Annotated in this window: 18 protein-coding genes; 13 read left to right on the top strand and 5 right to left on the bottom strand. The window is 66.0% G+C overall.

Translation table 11 applies throughout. The features are described from left to right. Nucleotides 1-95 precede the first annotated feature (95 nt). The 5 genes from P7L68_RS24710 to P7L68_RS24690 all read left to right on the top strand — a co-directional run bounded on the left by P7L68_RS24710 (nt 96) and on the right by P7L68_RS24690 (nt 4,085). Nucleotides 96-452 carry a hypothetical protein gene (locus P7L68_RS24710; protein ID WP_372002468.1) on the top strand — a complete coding sequence of 119 codons (357 nt, stop codon included), beginning with the start codon at nt 96-98 and terminating at the stop codon, nt 450-452. 145 nt (nt 453-597) lie between these two features. Next, nucleotides 598-2,121, top strand: a complete 1,524-nt coding sequence (gene proS / locus P7L68_RS24705) for a proline--tRNA ligase (RefSeq protein ID WP_372002467.1) — start codon at nt 598-600, stop codon at nt 2,119-2,121. 195 nt (nt 2,122-2,316) lie between these two features. Then, nucleotides 2,317-2,772, top strand: coding sequence for a PAS domain-containing protein (locus P7L68_RS24700; RefSeq protein WP_372002466.1), 456 nt, complete (start codon nt 2,317-2,319; stop codon nt 2,770-2,772). Nucleotides 2,773-2,959: 187 nt separating this feature from the next. Next, nucleotides 2,960-3,385 (top strand): DUF983 domain-containing protein, encoded by a 426-nt coding sequence (locus P7L68_RS24695; RefSeq protein WP_372002465.1) that lies wholly within the window; start codon nt 2,960-2,962, stop codon nt 3,383-3,385. Between the two features lie 253 nt (nt 3,386-3,638). Then, nucleotides 3,639-4,085: a MarR family winged helix-turn-helix transcriptional regulator gene (locus tag P7L68_RS24690; RefSeq protein WP_062761698.1), complete on the top strand. Its 447-nt coding sequence runs from the start codon at nt 3,639-3,641 to the stop codon at nt 4,083-4,085. Between the two features lie 12 nt (nt 4,086-4,097). Here the strand turns inward: P7L68_RS24690 and P7L68_RS24685 are convergent, their stop codons facing one another. After that, entirely contained in the window at nt 4,098-4,814 is a 717-nt protein-coding gene (locus P7L68_RS24685) for a GntR family transcriptional regulator (protein WP_372002464.1), read from the bottom strand. A 177-nt stretch (nt 4,815-4,991) separates the two neighbouring features. Here P7L68_RS24685 and P7L68_RS24680 point away from each other — a divergent pair, with 177 nt between their 5' ends. The 8 genes from P7L68_RS24680 (at nt 4,992) to P7L68_RS24645 (ending at nt 14,513) form a co-directional block, all read left to right on the top strand. After that, nucleotides 4,992-5,771 carry a class II aldolase/adducin family protein gene (locus P7L68_RS24680; RefSeq protein WP_372002463.1) on the top strand — a complete coding sequence of 260 codons (780 nt, stop codon included), beginning with the start codon at nt 4,992-4,994 and terminating at the stop codon, nt 5,769-5,771. Nucleotides 5,772-5,917: 146 nt separating this feature from the next. Continuing rightward, nucleotides 5,918-7,465: an ABC transporter substrate-binding protein gene (locus P7L68_RS24675; RefSeq protein WP_372002462.1), complete on the top strand. Its 1,548-nt coding sequence runs from the start codon at nt 5,918-5,920 to the stop codon at nt 7,463-7,465. Between the two features lie 121 nt (nt 7,466-7,586). After that, nucleotides 7,587-8,564, top strand: a complete 978-nt coding sequence (locus P7L68_RS24670; RefSeq protein ID WP_372002461.1) for an ABC transporter permease — start codon at nt 7,587-7,589, stop codon at nt 8,562-8,564. Then, nucleotides 8,561-9,400 (top strand): ABC transporter permease, encoded by an 840-nt coding sequence (locus P7L68_RS24665; RefSeq protein ID WP_372002460.1) that lies wholly within the window; start codon nt 8,561-8,563, stop codon nt 9,398-9,400. The genes P7L68_RS24670 and P7L68_RS24665 overlap by 4 nt, the downstream gene beginning before the upstream one ends. Nucleotides 9,401-9,411: 11 nt before the next feature. Continuing rightward, entirely contained in the window at nt 9,412-11,052 is a 1,641-nt protein-coding gene (locus P7L68_RS24660) for an ABC transporter ATP-binding protein (protein WP_372002459.1), read from the top strand. Next, complete coding sequence (locus tag P7L68_RS24655) at nt 11,049-12,020, top strand: 2-hydroxyacid dehydrogenase (protein ID WP_372002458.1); 972 nt, start codon at nt 11,049-11,051, stop codon at nt 12,018-12,020. The genes P7L68_RS24660 and P7L68_RS24655 overlap by 4 nt, the downstream gene beginning before the upstream one ends. A gap of 41 nt (nt 12,021-12,061) precedes the next feature. Next, nucleotides 12,062-13,090, top strand: coding sequence for a histone deacetylase family protein (locus P7L68_RS24650; protein WP_372002457.1), 1,029 nt, complete (start codon nt 12,062-12,064; stop codon nt 13,088-13,090). A gap of 55 nt (nt 13,091-13,145) precedes the next feature. Next, a complete protein-coding gene (locus tag P7L68_RS24645) occupies nt 13,146-14,513 on the top strand; it encodes an aspartate aminotransferase family protein (protein WP_372002456.1) in 1,368 nt (455 codons plus the stop codon). Between the two features lie 53 nt (nt 14,514-14,566). Here the strand turns inward: P7L68_RS24645 and P7L68_RS24640 are convergent, their stop codons facing one another. From P7L68_RS24640 to P7L68_RS24625, 4 genes are read right to left on the bottom strand one after another with little or no spacing between them, the layout of a single operon-like run. Beyond that, nucleotides 14,567-14,995 carry a molybdopterin cofactor-binding domain-containing protein gene (locus tag P7L68_RS24640; RefSeq protein WP_372002455.1) on the bottom strand — a complete coding sequence of 143 codons (429 nt, stop codon included), beginning with the start codon at nt 14,993-14,995 and terminating at the stop codon, nt 14,567-14,569. Continuing rightward, nucleotides 14,890-15,468: a molybdopterin cofactor-binding domain-containing protein gene (locus P7L68_RS24635; protein WP_372002454.1), complete on the bottom strand. Its 579-nt coding sequence runs from the start codon at nt 15,466-15,468 to the stop codon at nt 14,890-14,892. The genes P7L68_RS24640 and P7L68_RS24635 overlap by 106 nt, the downstream gene beginning before the upstream one ends. Nucleotides 15,469-15,496: 28 nt before the next feature. Then, the gene (locus tag P7L68_RS24630; RefSeq protein WP_372002453.1) at nt 15,497-15,754 is read right to left on the bottom strand and encodes a hypothetical protein; all 258 of its coding nucleotides are present in this window, start codon (nt 15,752-15,754) and stop codon (nt 15,497-15,499) included. A gap of 14 nt (nt 15,755-15,768) precedes the next feature. Then, the gene (locus tag P7L68_RS24625; protein WP_372002452.1) at nt 15,769-16,263 is read right to left on the bottom strand and encodes a DoxX family protein; all 495 of its coding nucleotides are present in this window, start codon (nt 16,261-16,263) and stop codon (nt 15,769-15,771) included. Nucleotides 16,264-16,294 lie beyond the last annotated feature (31 nt).

Below are 16,294 nucleotides of genomic sequence, written 5' to 3'. Positions count from 1 at the left end.
CGTGTCGATCCGTATTCGCCTCTACAAGTCCGGGGCGCGCTCCTGTATATAAGAGTGAAACTTAGATTCATTCCAGTCGATGGAGTGCCCCGCCCATGTCCGCCGATCGTGATCCTCGCAGCGCTGCCGATCCGCGAAAACCTGCCACGGCCGGTGCCGGCCGCATTGCCGCTGGCCTCGCTGCGGCGCGCCCCGGCCTGCCCGCTACCATCGCGGCGCTCGCGGTGGTCGTGCTGGCGGCGGTGGCGGTGACCGCGGTACTGGAGGGGGCCGAAGCGGCGGTGACACTGGGCCTTGCAGGCTGGCTGCCGGTCGCGATTGCGGCGATCGTTATCGGTGGCGGCGGATCCGGACTGAAGCGGCGGATGATCCGTGGTTACGGCTTCACGGCAGTGCTGCCGCTGCTGCCCCTTGCGGTAGGGATTGCCCTGGCCTCCCGTGGCAGTCTCTGAGATTGAAGGTCGGTCCGGCCGGGCGGAAGCTCTTGTTCTCGGCCCTGAAACGTGGATGATGCCGGCGAGTTCGGGGTGATGCGCATTGCGGCATAACCCCCCGTCGTCCAACAGCCGTCGTCCAACACACAGGGGCCTCCGTCCGATGTCCAGCGCCCAGCGGAAGACCGCCATCCGTATCAGCCGTGCCGAAGACTTTCCGGCCTGGTTCCAGGAAGTGGTCAAGGAAGCCGAGATGGCCGAGCCCTCGGGCGTGCGCGGCTGCATGGTCATCCGCCCCTGGGGCTATGGCGTCTGGGAGCAGATCCAGAAGCGTTTCGACCAGCGCATCCGCGAAACCGGCCATCAGAACTGCTATTTCCCGATCTTCATCCCGCTCGACCTGATCGAGAAAGAGGCGGCCCATGTCGAGGGCTTCGCCAAGGAGATGGCGGTCGTCACCCATCATCGTCTGGTCCAGAAGGACGGCAAGCTGGTCCCCGACGGACAGCTGGAAGTGCCGCTGGTCGTCCGCCCGACCTCCGAGACCGTCATCGGCGAGGCCTTTGCCCGCTGGATCCGCAGCTATCGCGACCTGCCGCTGAAGATCAACCAGTGGGCCAATGTGGTCCGCTGGGAGATGCGGCCCCGGGTCTTCCTGCGCACCAGCGAATTCCTCTGGCAGGAGGGGCACACCGCCCATGCCACCCGCGAGGAGGCGATGGACGAGACTGCGACCATGCTCGAAGTCTATCGCGAGGTGGTCGAGGACTGGCTGGCGGTGCCGGTGATCCCGGGTGAGAAGCCCGAGAGCGAGCGCTTCCCCGGCGCGGTAGAGACCCACTGCATCGAGGCGATGATGCAGGACGGCAAGGCGCTGCAGGCCGGCACCTCGCATTTCCTGGGCCAGAACTTCTCCAAGGCCGCCAATATCCAGTTTCAGACGAAGGATGGCGGGCTGGAATTCGCCTACACCACCTCGTGGGGTGTCTCGACCCGGCTGATCGGCGCGCTGATCATGACCCATTCCGATGATGACGGCCTGCGCCTGCCGCCGGCGGTGGCGCCGGCGCAGATCGTGATCCTGCCGATCATCCGCGACGAGGCGAGCGAAGCCCAGGTCATGCCGGCGGTCGAGGAACTGGCGAAGCGACTGTCGGCAGAACGCTATCTGGACCTTCCGGTGCGGGTCGAGGTCGACCGTCGTGACATGAATGCGGGCGAGAAGCGCTGGTCGTGGATCAAGCGCGGTGTGCCGGTGATCCTGGAGGTGGGGCCCCGCGACGTCGCCTCGGGCTCGGTTGCGGTCACCGAGCGCATTGCTCTGGACCAGAAGAAGGCGATCCTTCCGCAGGACGAATTGGTCTCGGGCATCTCGGACCGGCTGGCGGCGATTCAGGCGCGGCTTTATGACGAGGCGGTGGCGTTCCGCGAGACCCGCATCCGCACCGACATCACCGATTATGACTCCTTCCGCGCCTTCTTCTCGAAAGAGGGCAGCGACTTCACCGGCGGGCTGGGCTTCGTGCGGGCTCCCTGGTGCGGGACGCGTGAGAGTGAGGCGAAGCTCGACGATCTGGGGGTCACCATCCGTTGCCTGCCCTACGACCAGGGTGATGTCTCCGGTAAGGCCTGCGTGCTGACCGGTGCGCCTGCGACCGTGGAAGCCATCTTCGCGAAGTCGTACTGAGCGGCATACCTCCGCGGTGATTTCGCATCGCCGCATGAATGTTGCGTTGCAATAAAGCCATCCGTCAGGAAATTTCCGGACGGATGGCTTTTTCTTTTCTAGTCTGAAGAAATCATCCGGACGGGCCGTACAAGGACTGCTATCGTTGCAGAAGGCCATGACCGGCCGTGCGACCGCCAGGCAGGCATCCGCAACATGGACGATTTCGCGCGTCAGTTCGAAACCGACATTCTCCGCTCGGCCTACGCATACTGGCGTGGGTTGTGCGGAGGTGCCGGTATGCCGCTACGGCGCCAGATCGATCCGCTTGATCTTCGCCGGCTGCTGCCGAACCTGTTCATCTACGATGTCGTACGGGCAGATGATGGCAGTCTGGACTACCGCTTCCGCCTCGTCGGTACACGGATCTCCGAAGCTCATGGCGGCGATCATCGCGGCCGGCTGCTGCGCGAGGTGCATGGCAATCAGTGGCCGCGGATCGAGAAGGACTATCACGACGTGGTCCTCACGGGCCGGCCGAATTTCGCCCGTCGCTCTGGTTTCGCGATCGGCAAGGACTACGTGACCTATGAACGCATCCTGCTGCCGGTGAGCGATGCCGGCGATCGGGTCGATGCCCTGTTCGGCGCCGCCCATTACTGGATGGGGTGATCGGCCGGCGGGGGATCCGTCGGTTCTTCTCGTCTCCGGCGATGAAGGCCGCGACGTCGTGTCGCGTATCACGCGACCGCGCGGGCCCCCATATTGAAGATCGCGCATCCGTCCCGCCAGTCTCCGGGATCCCTTCCGCAGTCCCGTTCCCCCGAGTGATGCGCCCCAGCCCCGAGGAGAAGAGCCCATGTCGGGCCAGAACATGTCGGGCCAGGAAGAAATGGTCTGGACCAACGCAATGACCGAAGAGGCGGCAGCCGAGCCGGTACGGCCGGGCTTCTGGCGCGCTCTGCGCCGGGGTTTCGCCCGCCGGTGCCCCCGTTGCGGCGAGGCGCCGGCCTTCGCCGGTTATCTGAAGGTGCGTGATCACTGCGACCATTGCGGTGAGGCGCTGGACAGCTACCGTGCCGATGATGCCCCACCATATTTCACCATCTTTCTGGTCGGCCACATCGTGGTGCCGCTGATGCTGTGGGTGGAGAAGGACTGGATGCCCGATCTCTGGGTACATGTCCTGCTCTGGATCCCGCTCAGCCTGATCCTGACCTTCCTCTTCCTGCCCCGCATCAAGGGCGCAGTATTGGGGGCGATGGTCCACCTCGGTATCCACTGAAGCCGCCCGCCCGCACAAACCCCCGGTTCCGGGAACGCCCGTGTCCTTTTTGAGGGGCATGGGCGTTTTTTCGTGGTTTGACCGACACTTCCGCATTCGGCGGCTTGGTAATCGGTGACGCAGGACCTATGTCTAGGTCATGGGGATGCGGTTTCCGATCGGGGATCTCCGGAGGAGATCGACGTCGGTCGCGGCATCCCGTCCGAATGACGTACCCATCCTCGAATTCGTCCTCGAACCAGAGGGAGGCAGGATGCAGCCCGTCGAAGAGCTTCGCTATCTGATCCTGGCGGCACAGCGCGAAGCCTACCGTCAGCTCGCCGACCGGCTGCGGCCGCTCGGCCTTACGCCCTCCCAGGCGGAGGTGCTGACGGTCTTGGCTCAGCGTGAGCCCCTGTCGCTGGTCGATCTGGGCGAGTTGCTGGTCTGTGAGACCGGCAGCCCCAGCCGGCTGGTCAACGGTCTGGTCGAACACGGCCTGGTGCGCCGGGATCGTTCCGACACCGATCGTCGGATGATCACGCTCACCCTCACCGATCGCGGCCGGTCCCAGGTCCAGCGGCTGACGGATATCGACCGTCAGTATCATGCCGACATGTCACGCCGGTTGAACGGCGATGATCTCGATCACGTGACCCGGGCTCTCTGGCAGCTGGTCGGTGACCGGCCGGCAGGCCGGGCCCTGCAGAAACGGCGCTGAGGGGCGCAACCTTCAGCCGGGACCGAACATGGCGACGACCCTCTCCCGGGCCGTCCCGATGTGATAATCGCTCGCTTCCGCGAAGCTCGTGGCGTCGCCTGACCGCAGCGCTTCAAGCAGGGGCTCGTGGGTGCGGGCGATTTCGTGCGGGTCGTCATAGAGCCGCCCGATCATGGCAATGCCATAACGCGTCTCTGCGGTCAGTTCATCGAACACCTTGAGCAGGCGGCGATTTCCGGCAAAGACGCAGATCATGCGGTGGAACTTCAGGTCCTCCTCGATCTGGCGATCGGCGTCGCCTGCCTCGGCCAGGCGATGGAGCAGGTCCACCTGCGCCGACAATGCGGCATCCATCTCGGGCGTCAGGCGGCCCGCGAGCAGCCCGCCGGCATGTCGTTCCAGACACATGCGCAGATCATAGATCTGGTCCAGATCCGCTGCATCGAAGCTGCGGACGAAGAAGCCGCGGCGCGGTACCGCCACGACCAGTCCCCTGTTCTCCAGCAGGCGTGCCGCCTCGCGGACAGGGGCACGGCTCACCCCCAGATCGCGCGCAATGGTGGCCTCGGTCAGCCGGGCGCCGGGCGCAAACCCCCCTTTCATGATCGCCTCGGTCAGAACCTGGGCGATGCGGTTCACGAGATCGTCCTGCGCCAGCGCCGCAAGCTGCGGCGCAGCCTGGGTGCCTGCGGCGATGTGTGGGGGGCGGGTCGGTCCGGTTGCGGTCATATGTCACCTCTCCCTTGCGACTATGCCGGAAACATGGTCGAATGTCGATTGTCGACAATTTGCAACGCGACATTCCGCCGCCCCCGCGTCGCGTTCGCCGACCCACCCGTCGACTACCCTTTCCGCGCCCGCCGTTCCGGGGCACCGCATCCGTCATCTCCGCGCGAGGTCCGCCTGATGCAGACCGCATCCCAGCTCCATCCCGCTTCCGATCCTGTCGATAAGACCCGGATCGATCTGGCCGCGGCCTATCGCCTGGTCGCCCATTTCGGCCTCGATGACAGCATCTTCACCCATATCTCGGCGCGCGTGGCCGATGCCGAGGATGGAACCGGCCGGTTCCTGATCAATCCCTACGGCCTGCGCTTCGACGAGGTGACGGCGTCGAACCTGGTGACGGTGGACCTCAACGGCCGGATCATCGACGACCCGTATGGCGCCGGCATCAATGCGGCCGGCTTCACCATCCACAGTGCCGTTCATGCCGCGCGACATGATGTGCAGTGCGTGCTGCACACCCACACCGTCGCCGGTGTTGCCGTATCGTGTCAGGCAGAAGGGCTGCTGCCGCTGAATCAGTGGTCGCTGCAGTTCCACGACCGCATCGCCTTCCATGAATACGAAGGCATTGCGCTGGATCTGGACGAGCGCGAGCGGCTGGTGAACGATCTGGGCGACCGCAAGGTGATGATCCTGCGCAACCACGGCCTGATGACCTGCGGCGCCACGGTCGCGGAGGCATTCAAGCTGATGTACAATCTTGAGCGCAGCTGCAAGGCGCAGCTTGCCCTGCAGGCCTCGGGCGCACCTGTCCATCGCCCGAGTGAAGAGGTGGCGCGCAAGACCGCCGCCCAGTACACGGGCTGGAACGACAAGCACGGCCACAACCGGCCCGACCCGGAGTGGGAGGCCTATCTGCGCCTCCTCCGTCGGACCCAGCCCGATTTCGAGAACTGACCGACCAGAACAGGATTTCGTACCCGGCAGGGAGGCCGGGCGCGGATTTCGTGGCCGTTCGACGACAGACCGATACCAACGACATCAGAACAGGATGAGCCACGTCCGACGACCGACGTAAAACAGAGACGTCAGGGGGAACAGGAATGATCAGGGGAATTCTGCTCGGCGGCGTGGCAGCGCTGTCGTGGATCTTCGCGGCAACCGCGGCGCCCGTCGAGGGAGGACGGGCCAATGTGGTGATCCAGCCCGAACCGCCGGGACTGATGCTGGGCATGATCCAGAACGGCCCGACGCAGATGGTGGCCGGCAACATCTACGAAGGCCTGCTGCGCTACGACAAATCGCTGAAGCCGATGCCGCAGCTCGCCGAAAGCTGGACCGTGTCCGGCGACGGTACGATCTACACCTTCAAGCTCCGCCAGGGTGTCACCTGGCATGACGGCAAGCCCTTCACGGCGGCGGATGTCGTCTTCTCGGTCGACAAGTTCCTGCGCGAGACCCATGCGCGCCTGCGCGCCTCGCTCGCCTATGTCGACAACATCTCGGCGCCCGATGATCACACCGTCGTCTTCAAGCTGAAGGAGCCCTTCGGCCCCTTCCTCGGCATCTTCGAGGTCGGCACCATGCCGATGGTGCCGAAGCACATCTACGAAGGCACCGATTACAAGACCAACCCCGCGAACAACACGCCGATCGGCACCGGCCCGTTCAAGTTCAAGGAATGGGTCAAGGGTTCGCATATCCTGCTGGTCAAGAACGAGAACTATTACGAGACGGGCAAGCCCCATCTCGACGAGATCTACTGGCATGTGATCCCCGACGCGGCCTCGCGCGCCGTCGCCTTCGAAAACGGCACGGTCGACATTCTGCCGGGCGGGTCGGTCGAGAATTTCGACGTGCCGCGGCTGACCGGGATGGACAATGTCTGCGTCACCGACGAAGGCTGGGAGTTCTTCTCGCCCCTGTCCTGGCTGTGGCTGAATAACCGCGAAGGCCCGACCAAGGACGTGCGCTTCCGCAAGGCGATCATGTATGCGATGGATCGCGAATTCGCCAAGGACGTGCTCTGGAACGGTCTGGGTGACGTCGCCAATGGTCCATTCTCGTCGAAGATCCGCTTCCATTCCAAGGATGTCACGCCATATCCGCACGATCCTGAGAAGGCCAGGGCGCTGCTGAAGGAGATGGGCTATGACGGCACGCCCGTCCGCCTGCTGCCGCTGCCCTATGGCGAGACCTGGCAGCGCTGGGCGGAAGCGGTGAAGCAGAATCTGGAAGAGGTCGGCATCAAGGTCGAACTGGTCGCGACCGATGTCGCCGGCTGGAACCAGAAGGTCGCCGACTGGGATTACGATCTCGCCTTCACCTATCTCTACCAGTATGGCGACCCGGCGCTCGGCGTATCGCGGACCTATGTCTCGACCAACATCGCCAAGGGCTCGCCCTGGAACAATGTCGAGGGCTATGTGTCGCCCGAGATCGACAAGCTGTTCCACGAGGGGGCCAGCGCCTTCTCCGACAAGAAGCGCGAGGCCGTCTACAAGGTCGTCCAGAAGAAGCTGGTCGAAGACGTGCCGGTGGCCTGGCTGCTGGAGCTCGGCTTCCCGACCATCACCCGCTGCAACGTGAAGAACCTGATCACCACGGGCATCGGCGTGAACGACGGCTTCAAGGACGCCTGGATCGAGTGACCGGCTGGATGTGACGGCCGGTCGGGACCGCTCTGTCCGGGAGCGGCCCCGCCGGGCCGGCCGTCGCATCCATCCCGTTCCTGCCATTCCCTTCCGGGCGCCCCGTCGAGGAGACCTGTCGATGGCGCTTGCACGCTTCCTGTTTGGCCGGCTGGTCAAGGCCGCCCTGGTGCTGCTTGCGGTTCTGGTGCTGAACTTCTTTCTGATCCATGCAGCACCGGGTGATCCGGCGGCGGTGATGGCCGGCGAGGCCGGTGCCGCCGACGAGATCTTCATCCAGCAGCTGCGCGAGCGCTTCGGCCTCGATCAGCCGCTGCATGTGCAGCTGTGGATCTATCTCTCGGGCGTGGTTACGCTCGACTTCGGCTATTCCTATCGTCAGCAGATGCCGGTCCTGGATCTGATCATGGACCGCCTGCCGGCGACATTGCTGCTCACCGGCACCGCCTTCGTGATCTCGCTGATCCTGGGCGTTGCGGCCGGCGCAGTGGCTGCCATGCGGCGCGGCAAGTGGTCGGACACGGCCATCACCACCGCGGCCCTCATCTTCTATGCCACACCGCTCTATTGGGTGGCTTTGATGGCCGTGCTGCTGTTTTCGGTGCAGCTTGGCTGGCTGCCGGGTTTCGGCATGGAAACCGTCGGCGGCAATGCGACCGGCTTCGGCCGTGTGCTGGATATCGCCGAGCATCTTGTCCTGCCGGCCATGACCCTCGGCCTGTTCTTCATGGCCGTCTATGCGCGCATGACCCGTGCCTCGATGCTGGAGGTCTCTCGGCTGGATTTCGTAAAGACGGCCCGTGCCAAGGGGCTCAGGCCCGCGGTCATCCAGCGCCGGCATGTGCTGCGCAACGCCATTCTGCCGATCGTCACCCTGGCCGGCCTCCAGGCCGGGCAGATGGTCGGCGGTGCCATCCTCACCGAGACCGTTTTTGCCTGGCCGGGTATCGGCCGGCTGATGTTCGAGGCCCTGCTGCAGCGCGACTATAACCTGCTGCTCGGCATCTTCTTCGTGTCGGCGGCGATGGTGATCCTGTTCAACCTGGTGACCGACCTGATCTACAGGGTTGCCGATCCCAGGATCGAGGTGGGGGCATGAAGAAGTTCCTCGTGCGCTTCGCGCAGAACCGCGGTGCCGTCGTCGGCATGATCATCCTGCTGGCGGTGATCGTGCTTGCGATCATCGCGCCGCTGATCTACCCGGTCTCTCCCTGGAAGATGGTGCAGCGGCCTTTCCTGCCGCCGCTCGATGTGGCCGGTCTGCCCTTCGGGACGGACACGCTGGGCCGCAACGTCGCGGCGGGTCTTGCCCATGGGGCGCGGGTCTCGCTGCTGATCGGCCTGGTCTCCACGGTGGTGGCGCTGGCGATCGGCGTGCCGCTCGGCGCCATCGCCGGCTATTACGGCGGCATCGTCGACGATGCCCTGATGCGTTTCACCGAATTCTTTCAGACCGTGCCGAGCTTCGCGCTCGCCATCGTGCTGGTCGCGATCTTCCAGCCCAGCATCACGTCGATCGTGATTGCGATTGCGGTGGTCAGCTGGCCACCCGTGGCGCGGCTCGTACGTGGCGAGGTGTTGTCGCTGCGCACCCGCGAATATGTCGAGGCGGCGATGCTCGCCGGGCAGTCCAATACCACCATCATCCTGAAGCAGGTTCTGCCCAACACGCTGTCGCCGATCATCGTGCTCGCCTCGCTGATGGTGGCGACGGCGATCCTGCTCGAAAGCTCGCTCTCCTTCCTGGGGCTGGGCGATCCCAATGTGATGAGCTGGGGCTATATGATCGGCGCTGCCCGGACCGTGATCCGTCAGGCCTGGTGGCTGAGCTTCTTCCCTGGCGTCGCCATTCTGCTGACGGTGCTTGCGCTCAACCTGGTCGGCGAAGGCCTGAACGACGCGCTCAACCCGCGCCTGGCGCGGCAGGACGGGTGAGGGAGGCCCAGATGACCGACGATGTCCTCCTCTCGATCCGAGACCTGAAGCTGGCCCTGCCCAAGGGGGCCGACCGGCCCTTCGCCGTCGACGGGGTCAGCTATGACCTGAAGGCCGGCGAGATCCTGTGCGTGGTGGGTGAAAGCGGCTCCGGCAAATCGATGGCCGCAAATGCGGTGATGGGGCTGCTGCCGCCGGGGGTGAAACCGGCGGGCGGACAGATTCTGTTCGAAGGTCGAGATCTGCTCGCCCTCGACGAGATCGGTTTTCGTGAGGTGCGGGCGGCTCGCGTCGCCATGATCTTCCAGGAACCGATGACTGCGCTGAACCCGCTGATGCGGGTGGGGGAGCAGATCGCCGAGGTCTTCGAAGGCCATAACCGGCTGAAGCCGAAGGAACGGCGCGCCCGGGCGCTGGAGCTGCTGACCGAGGTCGGCATCCCCGATCCCGCACGGGCGATCGACGCCTATCCTTTTCAGCTGTCGGGTGGTCAGCGTCAGCGGGTGATGATCGCCATGGCGCTGGCGCTGGAGCCCAGGCTGCTGATTGCCGACGAGCCGACCACGGCGCTGGACGTCACCACCCAGGCCCAGATCCTGGAGCTGATCCGCGACCTGCAGCGCCGCCACGGCATGGGGGTGATGTTCATCACCCATGATTTCGGCGTGGTGGCCGAGATTGCCGACCGGGTCTGTGTGATGCGTTATGGCCAGGTGGTGGAGATCGGCACGGCCGCGAAGGTGCTCGGCACGCCTGAGCATGAATATACCCGTGGGCTGATCGACGCGATCCCGGGCATGAGCGTGCCCGACCGCAAGCCGGTCGAGGGCGAGGTCCTGCTCAAGGTGCGCGGGCTGACCAAGACCTATCACGGCAGGGGCGGGCTGACCCGCAAGGCGCGGGTGGTCAAGGCGGTGGACGACATCTCCTTCGATCTCGCCCGGGGCGAGACGCTGGGCATCGTGGGCGAGAGCGGATCGGGCAAGTCGACCCTCGGGCGCTGCATCGTCCGGCTGATCGATCCCGAGACCGGATCGGCCGAGATCGGCGGGGTCGATCTCGCCACCCTGACCGGGGCGGCACTGCGTCGCGAACGCCGGCGGGTGCAGATGGTGTTTCAAGACCCCTACGGCTCGCTCAATCCCCGCACGCGGGTGGGGCAGATCATCGCCGAAGGCCCGATCGCGGCCGGTGTGCCGGCCGTCGAGGCGCGCAAGCGCGCGCGGGAACTGCTGGAAGTGGTGGGGCTGGACGCCTCGGCTGCCGACCGTTTCCCGCATGAATTCTCGGGCGGCCAGCGCCAGCGCATCGGCATCGCCCGGGCGCTCGCGCTCGACCCGGAGCTGATCATCGCCGACGAGGCGGTCTCGGCACTCGACGTCTCCATCCAGGCCCAGGTTCTTGACCTGCTGGCCGAGCTCAAGACCCGTCTCAGGCTGTCCATGCTGTTCGTGACCCACGACCTGCGCGTCGCCGCGCAGATCTGCGACCGCATCGCCGTGATGCAGCGCGGCCGCATCGTTGAACTCGGCCCGGTGGCCGAGGTGTTCGGTGCGCCGAAGAGCGACTACACCCGCGACCTGCTTGCGGCCATCCCCGGCCGTGGCCCGGGCACGCCGCTCAAGCGCTTCGCCGCAGGTGCTGGCGCATGACCACCATGCCGCGGGCGCGCCGTTGCGTCTGGTTGAGTGCCACCCTGGATCTCGGCGCCATCTTCGGCGCCGATTTCCGGGCCCATGCCCCGCATATCGAACTGGTCGACGCCGTTACGGCAGCCGAAGACCCGGCCTCGATCGATTTCGCCCTGGCCTGGAAGCCGGCGGCCGATGCTTTCACACCCTTCCCGAACCTCGCCTTCGTCTCCTCGATTGCAGCCGGGGTCGACAACATCCTGGCCTGCCCCAGCCTGCCCCGGGGGCTGCCGGTGCTTCGGGTGCGCGATGATGATCAGGCGCGGATGATGGCCGGGTTCGCGGCCTGGCATGTGCTCTGGCATCACCGCGGCATGGGGGATTATCTGGCCCAGCAGCGGGACGGCGTCTGGCAGCGCAAGCTGCGCAAACAGCCGGCACGTGAGGTGCGGATCCTGATTCTGGGCTTCGGCCATATGGGGCGGATGGCAGCCACGGTACTCTCCGGGCTCGGCTATGATGTGCGGGCCGTGGCCCGCCGGGCGCCCGACCCGGCTCTGGTGCCTCAGGGGGTGACCGTGCTTGCCGGCCCGGCCGCGCTCGACCGCCTGTTGCCCGAGGCGGACATGGTGATCAACCTGCTGCCCCTGACAGAGGATACCCGCGGCCTGCTGGCGGCCGATTTCTTCGCGAAACTGCCGGCGGGCGCCGTGCTGATCCAGCTCGGTCGGGGCGAGCAGCTGATCGAGGCGGATCTGCTGGCGGCGCTGGATGCCGGGCAGCTGTCGGCTGCCTCGCTCGATGTCTTCCAGGTCGAGCCGCTGCCGGCCGGCCATCCGTTCTGGCGCGATCCACGCATCCTGATCACGCCGCATGAAGCGAGCGAACCGGATGCCGGTGCGCTTGCCCGTCACATCGCTGCGGCGGCGGAGCGTCTCGACCGGGGACTGCCGGTCGAGACCTCCGTCGACCGCGGCGCCGGATACTGACCGCTCCGGTTCCTGCGCTTCTCTTTCGGGACATGTGCCTCATGAAAGTCGTCTTCGACCCCCGCCAGACCGCCCATGCGCCGGAGCAGTATTTCCGCCGCGGCGCCTTCATCCCCCACCCCGAGCAGCCGTTGCGTGCGATTCTGTTGCGCGACGCGCTGGCCGGTGCCGGTCACGAGATCGTGGCTCCGGCGGATCACGGCCTGGACTCGCTCTATGCCGTCCATGATCGCGGCTATGTGGATTTCTTCCGCACTGCCTGGGAACGCTGGGTGGAGGCGACCGGGACCACCAACCCGGCCGTGCCCAATTACCACACCACCCGGCGCGACGCCCGTCTGCCGGCCGGGGTGATCGGCCAGCTCGGCTACTATTCCACCGATACGGCCTGCCCCGTGACCGAGGGGACCTGGGAGGCGATCTACTGGTCGGCCCAGTCGGCGCTGGATGCGGCGGAGCGGGTGATGGCCGGCGAGCGTATGGTCTATGGCCTCTCGCGCCCGCCCGGCCATCATGCCTCGTGGGACGCGAGCAACGGCTTCTGCTTCTTCAACAACGCCGCTGCCGCCGCCCATCATCTGCGGCGCCGGTTCGCCAGGGTCGCGATCATCGATGTCGACACCCATGCCGGCAACGGTACCCAGGATATTTTCTACGAGCGCGGCGACGTGTTCTTCACCTCGATCCATGTCGATCCCACCGACTATGTGCCCTATTACGTCGGCTATCCCGACGAGACCGGCCGCGGCGAGGGGGCGGGTGCCAATCTGAACCTGACCCTGGCCCCCGGATCGGGTGACGCCGAGATCGGGGCGGCGGTCGATCAGGCGCTGGAGGCGATCCGTACGTTCGGCGCCGAGGCTCTGGTGGTGTCGCTCGGCTTCGACATGGCGCATGACGACCCGCTCTCGGTGGTTCGTTGTACGGCCGAAGGCTTCGCCGCGACCGCAACCAAGATCACCCGCATGGGTCTGCCGACCGTGCTGGTTCAGGAAGGCGGCTATCTGGGGCCCTCGCTCTCCGACAATGCCGTCGTGTTTCTCAACGCCTGTGATGCGGCGCTGGGCTGACCGGCGTATCGTTTCATCGACAATCCCCCCCCGATCCCACCCCAGGAGCCGGATCATGGCCTACAGTCCGAACTCGCCGGAAGCCCGCGACATCGCCTACCACCTCCATTCCTACACCGATGCCCGCCGCCATGAAGAGACCGGCTCGGTGGTCCTGGAGAAGGGTGACGGGGTCTTCGTCGAGGACATCCACGGCAACCGCTACATCGAAGCGATGGCGGGTCTGTGGAGCGTGGCGCTGGGCTTCAGCGAAAAGCGGCTGGCCGATGCCGCCGCGCGCCAGATGGCGAAGCTCCCCTTCGCGCACACCTTCAGCTACAAGTCGAACGGCCCGGTGATCGATCTGGCCGAGAAGCTGATCTCGCTCGCCCCCGTGCCGATGAGCAAGGTGTTCTTCACCAATTCGGGCTCCGAGGCGAACGACACCATCCTGAAGCTGCTCTGGTACCGCTCGAACTCGATGGGCCAGCCGCAGCGCAAGAAGATCATCAGCCGGGTCCGCGGCTATCACGGCGTCACCATCGCCTCGGCGAGCCTGACGGGCCTGCCCAACAACCATCGCTCCTTCGACCTGCCGATCGCGAATGTGCTGCATACCGGCTCGCCGCATCACTGGAAGGACGCGAACCCGGGCGAGAGCGAAGAAGATTTCGCCACCCGTCGCGCCGAAGAGCTGGAAGCGATGATCCTGGCCGAGGGGCCGGAGACCATCATGGCCTTCATCGGTGAGCCGGTGATGGGCGCCGGCGGTGTGGTCGTGCCGCCCGCGACCTATTGGGAGAAGATCCAGGCGGTCCTGGCGAAATACGACATCCTGCTGATCGCCGATGAGGTGATCTGCGGTTTCGGCCGGACGGGTAACATGTTCGGCAGCCAGACCTACGACATGCGCCCCGACATCATGACCATGTCGAAGCAGCTGTCCTCGTCCTACCTGCCGATCTCGGCCTTCATGATCAACGAGAAGGTCTACGGGCCGATCGCCGACGAGAGCCACCGCATCGGCGTGCTCGGCCACGGCTTCACCGCCGGCGGCCATCCGGTCGCCTCGGCCGTGGCACTCGAGAACCTGAAGATCATCGAAGAGCGCGATCTGGTCGCCAATGCCCGCGAGATGGGCGAGCGCCTGCGCGGCCGCTTCCATGCCCTTGAAGGCCATCCGCTCGTGGGCGAGGTTCGTGGCGTCGGCCTGATCGCGGCGGTCGAACTCGTCACTAACAAGGAAGCCAAGACCGCGCTGGAGACCCCCGGCGCGCTCGGCGGCAAGGTTGCGGCAGCATTGCAGGCGCGCGGCGTGATCGTGCGCAACATGCTCGACGCCATCGCCTTCTGCCCGCCGCTGATCATCAAGGCCGACGAGGTCGACATGATCGCCGACCGCTTCGAGGCCGTGCTGAACGACGTGGCGGCCGAGGTGCTCTGACCCCGCAGTTCCCGGCGACGCAGGTCGCCGGGAGCCTTTCTGTCAGGGACCATTCAGATCAGGGCATCGACCCTGATCGGCAGGTCGCGGATGCGCCGGCCGGTGGCGTGGAAGACCGCGTTAGCGATGGCCGCCGGCATGCCCACCGAGGCGACCTCGCCCAGCCCCTTCATGCCCGGCCCGCCCGGCATCGGGTCCGGCAGGTCGATGAACTCTGCGGAAAGCCGGCCGATATCTGCGTGGCTTGGGACCACATAGTCGGCGAGGTCGGCGTTCAGGAAGCTGCCATCGCGGGGATCGACCTCGCTTGCCTCGAACAGGGTGCCACCGATCCCCCAGATCATGCCGCCCAGCGCCTGGCTCCGGGCAGTCCTCCCTAAGATGACCAGTCCGCAGTCGAACACGGAATGGGCGCGCACCACCTGCAGGATCCGGGTGCGCGGATCGATGGCCACTTCCACGAAATGGGCGGCGAAGGACATCGCCACCGCTTCGGGATAGTCGGGTCCGGCGGCAGCCGGCAGCCCCTGGCGCAGCCGGTCCAGGGCTGGTTGGCCCTGTCCGGGGCCAGGCTTTCGACCGTCACCTCCAGCGGTCGGCCGCCATTGCCGGCGAAGAGGCGGGAGAGGCCGGCGGTGAGGCCCCCGCGCCCCTCCCGTTCCGCGATCAGGGCATGCATCTTCTCCGCTGCTGCCTCTACCGACGGCACAACGGTTGCCGTGCCCCACGAGCCGGCAGTGAGGTGCTGAGGGACGCTTGCCGTATCGCCTGCGATCACACGGATGGCTGCGGGATCGATGCTCAGTCGGTTCGACATGGCCAGAGCCACGGCCGTCCACAGCCCCTGACCCATTTCGTGGCCGCCGACAGCGATCTCGGCCGATCCGTCGGCGCGGAGCGTGAGCCGCGTGATCGCAGGGGCGCGGTCGGTATCGTGGGTGAGGCGGAAGGCCACCGGGGCGGCGCCCAGCTTCCAGGCGAGTTCATCGACTGCACTCTCGAAGGCGAAAACGGCGCCGAACTCGTAAGATGCGCATGAAGCCGGGGGTCTGGGTGTCCAGCCGCGTCAGCCGTTCGATGCCCTGAACCGCCGGTATCGCCTGCAGTCTGAGGCTCACCTCGGTGCCGAGCCCGGGCATGAGGTCGTGGCGCGATGTCTGCTGGCCGAGGTTGCCGGCTGCGGTGGCGGCTGCGCCGGTCTTGAACACGGTGCGGCGAGACACGCCGTCGGACATCGTCATGATCGTCGCTTCCTTCAGACTTCCAGGCCGAGACGGCGGTCGAGGGAAAAGCGGCCACCGCCCATGAAGGCGAAGAGAAGGGCGGCGAAGCACAGCATCACCGGGTATTCGATGCCGCGATCGATCCAGGGCCAGGTCGGGCCGAGTGCCACAGAGATCGCGATCATCTCGACCGTGAACATGACGGCCATGAGCCGGGTGGCCAGACCGGCCGCGAGGGCAAGACCGCCAAAGGTTTCGAGCAGGGTGACCAGCATGGCGAGCTCTTCCGCGAATGGCAGGCCCAGCACGTTGCGGATCAGCCCGGTGGATCCGGCCATGGGATCGGCCATCGATCCGTGCGAGGCGCCGAGCAGTTTGGGCAGGCCGTGGGTGACCATGGTGAGGCCGAAGGCGATTCTGAGGGCCGCACCGGCGAGCGGCGTGCCGTTGTCGTAAACCGGCTGGAGGGTCGGCAGAATCAGGCGGGGTGCCGGCGGACGGTTCTGATGTCCCGTGTCGGTGGTCATGACGTCGTCTCCGGGAAGGGGAAGATGCCGG

The organism is Tistrella mobilis, from assembly GCF_041468085.1.
Taxonomy (GTDB): Bacteria; Pseudomonadota; Alphaproteobacteria; order Tistrellales; family Tistrellaceae; genus Tistrella; species Tistrella mobilis_A.
The sequence above is the reverse complement of the archived record's forward strand: the minus strand, read 5'-3'. Positions and strand labels throughout refer to the sequence as shown.

Excerpts from the sequence above, each read along its gene's own strand:
- P7L68_RS24710 (WP_372002468.1), top strand. The coding sequence starts at position 96 with ATGTCCGCCGATCGTGATCCTCGCAGCGCTGCCGATCCGCGAAAACCT.
- proS (WP_372002467.1), top strand. The coding sequence starts at position 598 with ATGTCCAGCGCCCAGCGGAAGACCGCCATCCGTATCAGCCGTGCCGAA.
- P7L68_RS24700 (WP_372002466.1), top strand. The coding sequence starts at position 2,317 with ATGGACGATTTCGCGCGTCAGTTCGAAACCGACATTCTCCGCTCGGCC.
- P7L68_RS24695 (WP_372002465.1), top strand. The coding sequence starts at position 2,960 with ATGTCGGGCCAGAACATGTCGGGCCAGGAAGAAATGGTCTGGACCAAC.
- P7L68_RS24690 (WP_062761698.1), top strand. The coding sequence starts at position 3,639 with ATGCAGCCCGTCGAAGAGCTTCGCTATCTGATCCTGGCGGCACAGCGC.
- P7L68_RS24685 (WP_372002464.1), bottom strand. The coding sequence starts at position 4,814 with ATGACCGCAACCGGACCGACCCGCCCCCCACACATCGCCGCAGGCACC.
- P7L68_RS24680 (WP_372002463.1), top strand. The coding sequence starts at position 4,992 with ATGCAGACCGCATCCCAGCTCCATCCCGCTTCCGATCCTGTCGATAAG.
- P7L68_RS24675 (WP_372002462.1), top strand. The coding sequence starts at position 5,918 with ATGATCAGGGGAATTCTGCTCGGCGGCGTGGCAGCGCTGTCGTGGATC.
- P7L68_RS24670 (WP_372002461.1), top strand. The coding sequence starts at position 7,587 with ATGGCGCTTGCACGCTTCCTGTTTGGCCGGCTGGTCAAGGCCGCCCTG.
- P7L68_RS24665 (WP_372002460.1), top strand. The coding sequence starts at position 8,561 with ATGAAGAAGTTCCTCGTGCGCTTCGCGCAGAACCGCGGTGCCGTCGTC.
- P7L68_RS24660 (WP_372002459.1), top strand. The coding sequence starts at position 9,412 with ATGACCGACGATGTCCTCCTCTCGATCCGAGACCTGAAGCTGGCCCTG.
- P7L68_RS24655 (WP_372002458.1), top strand. The coding sequence starts at position 11,049 with ATGACCACCATGCCGCGGGCGCGCCGTTGCGTCTGGTTGAGTGCCACC.
- P7L68_RS24650 (WP_372002457.1), top strand. The coding sequence starts at position 12,062 with ATGAAAGTCGTCTTCGACCCCCGCCAGACCGCCCATGCGCCGGAGCAG.
- P7L68_RS24645 (WP_372002456.1), top strand. The coding sequence starts at position 13,146 with ATGGCCTACAGTCCGAACTCGCCGGAAGCCCGCGACATCGCCTACCAC.
- P7L68_RS24640 (WP_372002455.1), bottom strand. The coding sequence starts at position 14,995 with ATGTCCTTCGCCGCCCATTTCGTGGAAGTGGCCATCGATCCGCGCACC.
- P7L68_RS24630 (WP_372002453.1), bottom strand. The coding sequence starts at position 15,754 with ATGACGATGTCCGACGGCGTGTCTCGCCGCACCGTGTTCAAGACCGGC.
- P7L68_RS24625 (WP_372002452.1), bottom strand. The coding sequence starts at position 16,263 with ATGACCACCGACACGGGACATCAGAACCGTCCGCCGGCACCCCGCCTG.